1 protein-coding gene is annotated in these 344 nt (G+C 66.0%); it reads right to left on the bottom strand.

The genetic code is table 11. From position 1 onward, the window contains the following. Positions 1–344, bottom strand: a 344-nt coding sequence (cydB, locus tag EN850_RS34580) for a cytochrome d ubiquinol oxidase subunit II (protein WP_136093005.1), incomplete at both ends; no start/stop codon positions are given.

The raw sequence follows: 344 nt of genomic DNA on the forward strand, positions 1-344 counted from the left end.
GATGAAGCCGCCGATGAACAGCGCCCAGTCCCAGGTGTTGCGCCAGCGCTCGCTCGGCATCTTGCTGCGGAACTTGAAGCCGACCGGGCGCAGGATCAGCGCGAACAGGATCACGAACATCGCCAGGTAGAAGCCCGAGAAGCTGACCGCATACAGCGGCGGCCAGGCGGCGAAGATCGCACCGCCGCCCAGGATCAGCCACACCTGGTTGCCTTCCCAGACCGGGCCGATGGTGTTGATCACCCGGCGGCGTTCGGCATCGTTGCGGGCGACGAAGGGCAGCAGGGTGCCCACGCCCAGGTCGAAGCCGTCCATCACGGCAAAACCGATCAGCAGGATGCCGA

It is taken from the genome of Mesorhizobium sp. M8A.F.Ca.ET.207.01.1.1 (assembly GCF_004794715.1).
Lineage (GTDB): Bacteria > Pseudomonadota > Alphaproteobacteria > Rhizobiales > Rhizobiaceae > Mesorhizobium.